Raw genomic sequence first — 7,099 nt, forward strand, 5'->3', positions numbered from 1 at the left:
CTCCCGGTCACAGCGGAATGTTGCCGTGCTTCTTGGGCGGCAGCACTTCGCGCTTGGTGCGCAGCAGACGCAGCACACGAATCACTTCGGCGCGGGTCTCGTGCGGGTAGATGATCTGGTCCACGTAGCCGCGCTCGGAGGCGACATACGGATTGGCCAGCTCGTCGTTGTACTCCTGGATCAGCTCCGCGCGACGCTTCGCCTTGGCCTCGGGCTCCTCCACTTCGGCCAGATCCTTGCGGTACAGGATGTCGACGGCACCCTCGGCGCCCATCACGGCGATCTGCGCGGTGGGCCAGGCCAGGTTCACGTCGGCGCCCAGGTGCTTGGAACCCATCACGTCGTAGGCGCCGCCGTAGGCCTTGCGGGTGATCACGGTCAGCAGCGGCACGGTGGCCTCCGCGTAGGCGTAGATCAGCTTGGCGCCGCGACGGATGATGCCGGTGTGTTCCTGCTGCACGCCCGGCAGGAAGCCGGGGGTGTCGACGAAGGTCAGCACCGGGATGTTGAAGCAGTCACAGGTCCGCACGAAGCGGGCTGCCTTCTCCGAGGCGTCGATGTCCAGGCAGCCGGCGAACTGGGTGGGCTGGTTGGCGACGACGCCGATGGAACGACCCTCGATCCGGCCGAAGCCGCAAATGATGTTCTGGGCGAACAGCGCCTGCACCTCGAGGAATTCGTCGTCGTCCAGCACGCAGCGGATCACTTCGCGCATGTCGTAGGGCTGGTTGGGCGAATCCGGGATGAGCGTGTCGAGCTTGCGATCGTGGTCGGTGATCGTGAGATCAACTTCCTCGTCGTCGAAGATCGGGGCATCCTCGAGGTTGTTCTGCGGGAGGTAGCTGATCAGCTCGCGCACGTATTCCAGAGCGTCGCTGTCGTCGGCGGCCAGATAGTGGGCATTGCCGGACTTGGTGTTGTGGGTTCGGGCGCCGCCCAGCTCCTCCAAGGTGACGTCCTCGCCAGTGACCGTCTTGATCACGGCGGGGCCGGTGATGAACATCTGCGAGGTCTTGTCCACCATGATGGTGAAGTCGGTCAGGGCGGGGGAGTAGACGTGGCCACCGGCTGCGGCACCCATGATCAGGCTGATCTGTGGGATCACGCCCGACGCGTGGGTGTTGCGGCGGAAGATCTCGCCGTACAGGCCGAGCGAGACCACGCCTTCCTGGATGCGGGCGCCGCCGCCCTCGTTGATGCCGATCAGCGGACAGCCGGTCTTGATCGCGAAGTCGATGATCTTGACGATCTTCTCGCCATAGACCTGACCCAGCGCGCCACCGAAGATGGCAACGTCCTGGCTGAACACACAGACCGGACGACCATGGATGGCGCCGACGCCGATGATGACGCCGTCACCATAGGGCCGCTTCTTCTCCATCCCGAAGGCCTGGGAGCGGTGCCGTGAGAACTGGTCGAGTTCGGCGAAGGAGCCCTCGTCAAGCAGTGCGAGGACGCGTTCGCGTGCGGTCATCTTGCCTTTGGCATGCTGCTTCTCGACCGCCGCGGGCGAGGCAGCATTGACAGCAGCGTCAATGCGGCTTCCCAGATCGGCGATCTTTCCAGCTGTGGTGTGGATGTCGATCTCCATGAGGCAGACCCTAGCGTCTGGTGGGCGCTCGCGGGAGCGTTCGCTTGGGCAATTCCACGCATCGGGACTAGCCTCACCACATGCCTGCCAGTGAACCCGTCGATTCCGCCCGGCTGAGCGAGCTGCTTTCGGGCGTAACGCTGTGGAAAGAGATCCGTTGCGTGCCCACTACGGGTTCCACCAATGCGGATCTGGCCGAGCGTGCCAGAAATGGCACGGACGCCGGGATCGTGCTGGTCAGTGAGGAACAGACCGCCGGGCGAGGCCGGTTCGAGCGCCGCTGGGAGACGCCGGCTGGAGCCTCCGTGGCCTTTTCGCTGCTGCTGCGTCCCAGCCGTCCCGCGCTGGACTGGGGCTGGCTCTCCCTGCTGGCCGGGATGGCCGTCGCGACGGGCATCGAGCGTGCCACCGAGGCGCCACCCGGCCGAGTGGAACTCAAGTGGCCCAATGACGTGCTGATCGACGGTCGCAAGGTCTGCGGCATCCTTTCCGAGCGGATCGAGCCGGAGCATGGGACCGCGGCCGCCGTCGTCGGCGTCGGGATCAACTTCTCCCTGGACGAGTCCGAGCTGCCGGTGCCCACCGCGACCTCGCTGCGGCTGGCCGGTCTGGAAGCCGACAAGAGCAGCGTGCTGGCCGCGGTCTTCACCGAATTCGCCCGGCTCTACCAGGTATGGGAGCGCGACGGCGACGTGCACGACGAGTACGCCGAGCGATGCGCCTCGATCGGAGTGCCACTGCGGGTGATGGTGGATGAGCAGACCAATGTGTTGGGCACCGGGGAATCGGTGGACCAGTGGGGCCGGCTGGTGGTGCGCACCCCGCAGGGCCGGCAGGCCTTCAGCGCCGGCGACGTCTTCCACCTGCGCCTGCAGTAACCGCTGGCGGGGTGGCCAGCTCTTCACCGGGGCGTCCGGGCAGTGATCTGCGACCAGATTGGCAGCCTGGTGGTCACAGAAAAAATTTGGCTCGTTCAAACCATCAAATTGTTGCCACGGTGAGCAGGGCCTCAGTCATGGAGCTCGTCGTCGGGCTCCGCCAGCGCCTGCTCTGGGGTGCCGAAGAGCAACTCGGAGAGCATCACATGCACCCGCTCCACGTCGGGGATGTCGGTCAGGTAGACCGGATCCTCCGCGGCGGTGGTGAGCTTCAGCGTGCCGCAGCCCAGCATCCGGTCGATCAGGCCGCGTTCGCTGGCGATGTCGTTGATCCGGGTGAGCGGCAGGTCATGCCCGCTACGGGTGATGATGCCCTCACGGTGGATGATCCGGCGGGTGGTCAGCGTCCAGGTATTGGACCACCAGCGCAGCACCGGCAGGATCACCAGCCCGAACAGGGCCAGCACTCCGGCACCCAACAGACCCCAGGTGCCATAGGGCTCGGCGCTGGCGGGCATCATGGCCAGACCGAAGCCCAGCCCCACCGCCAGCAGCAGCAGGGCCAGCACCGGCAGGATCAGCGCCTTGGCGTGGGTGTGCATCCGTCGCACGATCTGCTCGTCGGCACCCAGGTGTTTGCGGGCACGGGGGGAAGAAGTGGCCATGCGTCAACAGTAGCCGCGCGCCGGTCAGTGCCTACCGGTCCGGCGGCGCGCACGCGGTAAGGTCTGTGCGTGAATTCAGCCAGTCCTCGTCCTTATGTGATCGGCATCATCGGCGGCGGCCAGTTGGCCCGGATGATGCACCAGGCCAGCATCGGTCTGGGGGTGCGAGTCCGCCTGCTGGCCGAGGGCCCCGAGGTCTCCGCCGCCCAGGTGGTGCGCGACGTCACCGTCGGCGACTACACCGACCGGCAGGCGACGCTGGACTTCGCCAAGGGATGCGACGTGGTCACCTTCGACCACGAGCACGTCCCCACAGCCCTGCTGCACGAGATCGAGGAGCTGGGAGTGTCGGTCCGTCCCGGCCCGGAAGCCCTGGTGCACGCGCAGGACAAGGCGGTGATGCGCCGTCGGATGGCCGAGCTGGGTGCCCCCAACCCGGAATTCGAGGTCTGTGAGGATCGCGACGCACTGATCGCCTTCGGGGAGCGGATCGGCTGGCCGGTGATCGCCAAGACCTCCCGCGGCGGCTATGACGGCAAGGGCGTGTGGAAGATCGACGGCCCCGAGCAGGCCCAGGAACCCTTTGACGCGCTGGCCCAGGAGGCCACCACCGTCGACGGCGGCGTGATCGACCGGAGCGGCACCGTGATCGTCGCGGAGGAATTCGTCGACTTCGCGCGCGAGCTGTCCGCCCTGGTCTGCCGCTCCCCGCAAGGACAGGCCGTCGCCTACCCGATCAGCGAGACCGTGCAGCGCGACGGCATCTGCGCCGAGACCATCACCCCGGCGCCGGACCTGTCCGAGGAGCAGGCCAGCGAGTTGCAGCAGCTGGCCCTGCGGATCGCCGGGGAGCTGGGCGTCGTCGGGCTGCTGGCCGTCGAGCTGATGCAGCGCAAGGACGGCTCCGTGGTGGTCAATGAGCTGGCGATGCGCCCGCACAACACCGGTCACTGGAGCATCGACGGGGCCAACACCAGCCAGTTCGAGAATCACCTGCGCGCCGCGCTGGACCTGCCGCTGGGTGATCCGGGGCTGCGCGCCCCACACGTCGTGATGACCAATGTTCTGGGCGGCGACGAACCAGACCTGACCGGCGCCCTGCAACACTGCTTCGCCCGCGACCGTCGGCTGCGGGTGCACCTGTACGGCAAGGACGTGAAGCCCGGCCGCAAGGTGGGCCACGTCACCACCTACGGCGAGGACCTGGACGACGTCACCAAGCGCGCCCGGCACGCCGCCGGCTACCTGATGGGAGACCCCGATGCCTGACTCGATCACCCCGCTGTCCGTGCTGGCCGAAGCGGAGCGCAAGCCCGCGCTGGTGGGCATCGTGATGGGATCCGACTCCGACTGGCCCACGATGGAGGCCGCCACCGTCGCGCTGGACGAGTTCGGGATCGGCTGGGAGGCAGACGTCGTCAGCGCCCACCGGATGCCGGAGGACATGGTGCGTTATGGCCGCGAGGCCCACACCCGCGGGCTGCGCGCCATCATCGCGGGCGCCGGGGGAGCGGCCCACCTGCCGGGCATGCTCGCCGCCCTCACCCCGCTGCCGGTGATCGGCGTACCGGTGCCGCTGAAGTACCTTGACGGGATGGACTCCCTGCTGAGCATCGTGCAGATGCCCGCCGGGGTGCCGGTGGCGACGGTGAGCATCGGCAATGCCCGCAATGCCGGTCTGCTCGCGGCCCGGATGATCGCGGCCGGGGACCCGGAACTGACCCAGAAGATGCTGGACTTCCAGGCCTCGCTGCGCGACGTCGCCCTGGCCAAGGGTGAGAAGGTCCGCCAGCACAACCGCTGACGGACCTCCCGTCGGGGCCGTTGAAGGCGGCGGCTTCAGGAGACGTCGCGACGCTGGAAGGCGGCCCAGCCCAGCAGCACCGTCAGAGCCGCCAGCCCGAAGAGCAGCAGCGCCCCGTCGACGCGGTCCAGATAGCGGGTGGGGTAGACGCAGTTCATCTCCGTGCCTCGTTGGCAGATCCTGACCGTGTAGCTCGACGAGCCATTCATCCACGCGTCGATGTTGCTGACCACGCCGAAGCGCTGGGCCCGGCTGTCGCCGTTGCCGCCAACGATTGCGGTGAAGCCCAGCCAGGCGGCACAGACGGCCAGTACGGCGGAGGTGTGCCGGGTGAGGAAGGCCAGCCCGGCCGCGCCCAGAGCCGCTGCGATGGCCAGGATGGTCGCGCGCCCCAGCCCGTAGAGCACGGAAAGCTGCATTCGGGGGGTCAGATCCGGCGTGAGGTGGTTGAGCTGGGCGATCGCCCACACCCCTGCCAGGTAGAGCGTGGCGGTGATCACGCACAGCGCCAGCATGCCCAGCGCCAGCGCCAGCAGTTTGGCCCAGAAGACCCGGCTGCGGCGAGGTTCGAAGACCAGCCAACTGCCCAGGTTGCGGCTGGTGAACTCGGCGGCGATGAAGCTGGCACCCACCAGCAGCCCGACCAGACTCAGGCCCATCCCCAGGACCATGTCCACGCCGGAGGTCAGGGTGGACACGGGCGCGGGCTCCGCCCCGTAGGCGTAGGGCGCCGGCGCGAGATTGGCCTCGGTGCACTCCCAGGTGGCGTTGCCATACTTGGCGGCCACCTTGTTCTCATCGATGCACTGCTGAATCTGCTTGTCCTTGCTCTTCTCCCAGTCGGCCTGCGCTTCCTTCCAGGCCTGGACGTTGGCGGCCTGCACCTCCGCGGACATGGGCCGGGTGGACTTCCACCCGCCGAAGGCCAGCAAGCCCAGGGCGATCAGGGCCAGCAATACGGTGACGATGGTCAGCCGGCGGCGCACCAGGCGTCGCAGCTCCGCGGTGACGAGTCGCAGCATGTCAGTTCTCCTTGGCGGTGGCGACGACGTCGTCGTGGCGGCGGCTGGGCACCAGGGGCGGTAGCTCGATCCCCGGCCCCTGGGTGGGGTGCGGGCCCTGCTGGTGGGTGAGTTCCAGGTAGACCGCCTCCAGATCTCGTCGGACGCTGACCAGTTCGCGCAGGTAGAGCCCGTCGTCGGCCAGCAGGTGGGTGATCCGGGCCGGATCCCCGGCACCCTCCACCAACAGGGCGGTGCCCTCGGTGGTGACGGCCATTCCCTGCTGCACCAGCACTTGCGCGGCACGGGTGGGGTCGTCCACCTGGATCCGCATCCGGCTGGCGCGGGCGCCCAGCAGGTCCACCACGGAACCCGAGGTGATCAGCTTGCCCTTGCCGATGATGCTCACCGTGTCGGCCATCTGCTCCACCTCGGAGAGGATGTGGGAGCTGACCAGCACGGTGCGGCCCTCCCGTCCGAGGTTGCGGATGGTCTCGCGCACCTCGTGGATGCCGGACGGGTCGAGCCCATTGGTCGGCTCGTCGAAGATCAGCAGTTCCGGATCCTTGAGCAGGGTGGCGGCGACGGCCAGCCGCTGCTGCATGCCCAAGCTGAAGGTGCGGTAGGGATCCTTGGCGCGGTCGGTCAGGCCCACCTGGTCCAGCACCCGGCCCACCCGGGCACGGGGCACCCCGGCGGCGTCGGCGCCGAGTTCCAGGTTGAGCCGGGCGGAGAAGTTGGGGAAGAAGCGCGGGCGTTCCACCACGGCACCCACCTGGTTGATCACCTCAGGCAGGCGTCGGGGCACCTCGCGGCCCAGCAACTGCACCTGGCCGCGATCGGGGCGGACCAGCCCGAGCAGCATCCGGATGGTGGTGGTCTTGCCGGAACCGTTGGGCCCCAGGAAGCCGTGCACGCCGCCGCGCGGCACCTCAAGGTCAAGGCATTCGACGGCCACCCGGCTGCCGCGTAGCGTGCGGTAACTCTTGCGCAGTCCGCTGGTGCTGATCGCCAGCTCGGTCATGGTCTCCACCCCGGTGAAACTACGGCAGTGGGGGGGGGGGGGGGGGGGGGGGGGGGGGGGGGGGGGGGGGGGGGGGGGGGGGGGGGGGGGGGGGGGGGGGGGGGGGGGGGGGGGGGGGGGGGGGGGGGGGGGGGGG

Annotated in this window: 7 protein-coding genes; 3 read left to right on the forward strand and 4 right to left on the reverse strand. The window is 68.5% G+C overall.

The genetic code is table 11. The features are described 5' to 3' along the window. Positions 1-7 precede the first annotated feature (7 nt). A complete protein-coding gene (locus AAEX57_RS09810; protein ID WP_342092710.1) occupies positions 8-1,591 on the reverse strand; it encodes an acyl-CoA carboxylase subunit beta in 1,584 nt (527 codons plus the stop codon). An 80-nt stretch (positions 1,592-1,671) separates the two neighbouring features. Here AAEX57_RS09810 and AAEX57_RS09815 point away from each other — a divergent pair, with 80 nt between their 5' ends. Further along, positions 1,672-2,469, forward strand: coding sequence for a biotin--[acetyl-CoA-carboxylase] ligase (locus AAEX57_RS09815; RefSeq protein WP_342092711.1), 798 nt, complete (start codon positions 1,672-1,674; stop codon positions 2,467-2,469). A gap of 131 nt (positions 2,470-2,600) precedes the next feature. Here AAEX57_RS09815 and AAEX57_RS09820 read toward each other — a convergent pair whose 3' ends face one another. Further along, positions 2,601-3,134 carry a PH domain-containing protein gene (locus AAEX57_RS09820; protein WP_342092712.1) on the reverse strand — a complete coding sequence of 178 codons (534 nt, stop codon included), beginning with the start codon at positions 3,132-3,134 and terminating at the stop codon, positions 2,601-2,603. Between the two features lie 132 nt (positions 3,135-3,266). On the opposite strand from AAEX57_RS09820, the gene AAEX57_RS09825 reads away from it, so the two are divergent. Both AAEX57_RS09825 and purE read left to right on the forward strand, forming a co-directional pair. Beyond that, positions 3,267-4,403, forward strand: a complete 1,137-nt coding sequence (locus AAEX57_RS09825) for a 5-(carboxyamino)imidazole ribonucleotide synthase (protein ID WP_446721378.1) — start codon at positions 3,267-3,269, stop codon at positions 4,401-4,403. Continuing rightward, a complete protein-coding gene (purE, locus tag AAEX57_RS09830) occupies positions 4,396-4,938 on the forward strand; it encodes a 5-(carboxyamino)imidazole ribonucleotide mutase (RefSeq protein WP_446721155.1) in 543 nt (180 codons plus the stop codon). The genes AAEX57_RS09825 and purE overlap by 8 nt, the downstream gene beginning before the upstream one ends. A 35-nt stretch (positions 4,939-4,973) precedes the next feature. Here purE and AAEX57_RS09835 read toward each other — a convergent pair whose 3' ends face one another. Next, positions 4,974-5,960: an ABC transporter permease subunit gene (locus AAEX57_RS09835; protein WP_342092714.1), complete on the reverse strand. Its 987-nt coding sequence runs from the start codon at positions 5,958-5,960 to the stop codon at positions 4,974-4,976. 1 nt (position 5,961) lies between these two features. Beyond that, the gene (locus AAEX57_RS09840; protein ID WP_342092718.1) at positions 5,962-6,963 is read right to left on the reverse strand and encodes an ABC transporter ATP-binding protein; all 1,002 of its coding nucleotides are present in this window, start codon (positions 6,961-6,963) and stop codon (positions 5,962-5,964) included. Positions 6,964-7,099: the final 136 nt, after the last annotated feature.

This window comes from Luteococcus sp. H91 (assembly GCF_038433135.1).
Classification (GTDB): Bacteria; Actinomycetota; Actinomycetes; order Propionibacteriales; family Propionibacteriaceae; genus Luteococcus.

Coding starts and splice junctions, on each gene's coding strand:
- AAEX57_RS09810 (WP_342092710.1), bottom strand. CDS start 1,591: ATGGAGATCGACATCCACACCACAGCTGGAAAGATCGCCGATCTGGGA.
- AAEX57_RS09815 (WP_342092711.1), top strand. CDS start 1,672: ATGCCTGCCAGTGAACCCGTCGATTCCGCCCGGCTGAGCGAGCTGCTT.
- AAEX57_RS09820 (WP_342092712.1), bottom strand. CDS start 3,134: ATGGCCACTTCTTCCCCCCGTGCCCGCAAACACCTGGGTGCCGACGAG.
- AAEX57_RS09825 (WP_446721378.1), top strand. CDS start 3,267: ATGATGCACCAGGCCAGCATCGGTCTGGGGGTGCGAGTCCGCCTGCTG.
- purE (WP_446721155.1), top strand. CDS start 4,396: ATGCCTGACTCGATCACCCCGCTGTCCGTGCTGGCCGAAGCGGAGCGC.
- AAEX57_RS09835 (WP_342092714.1), bottom strand. CDS start 5,960: ATGCTGCGACTCGTCACCGCGGAGCTGCGACGCCTGGTGCGCCGCCGG.
- AAEX57_RS09840 (WP_342092718.1), bottom strand. CDS start 6,963: ATGACCGAGCTGGCGATCAGCACCAGCGGACTGCGCAAGAGTTACCGC.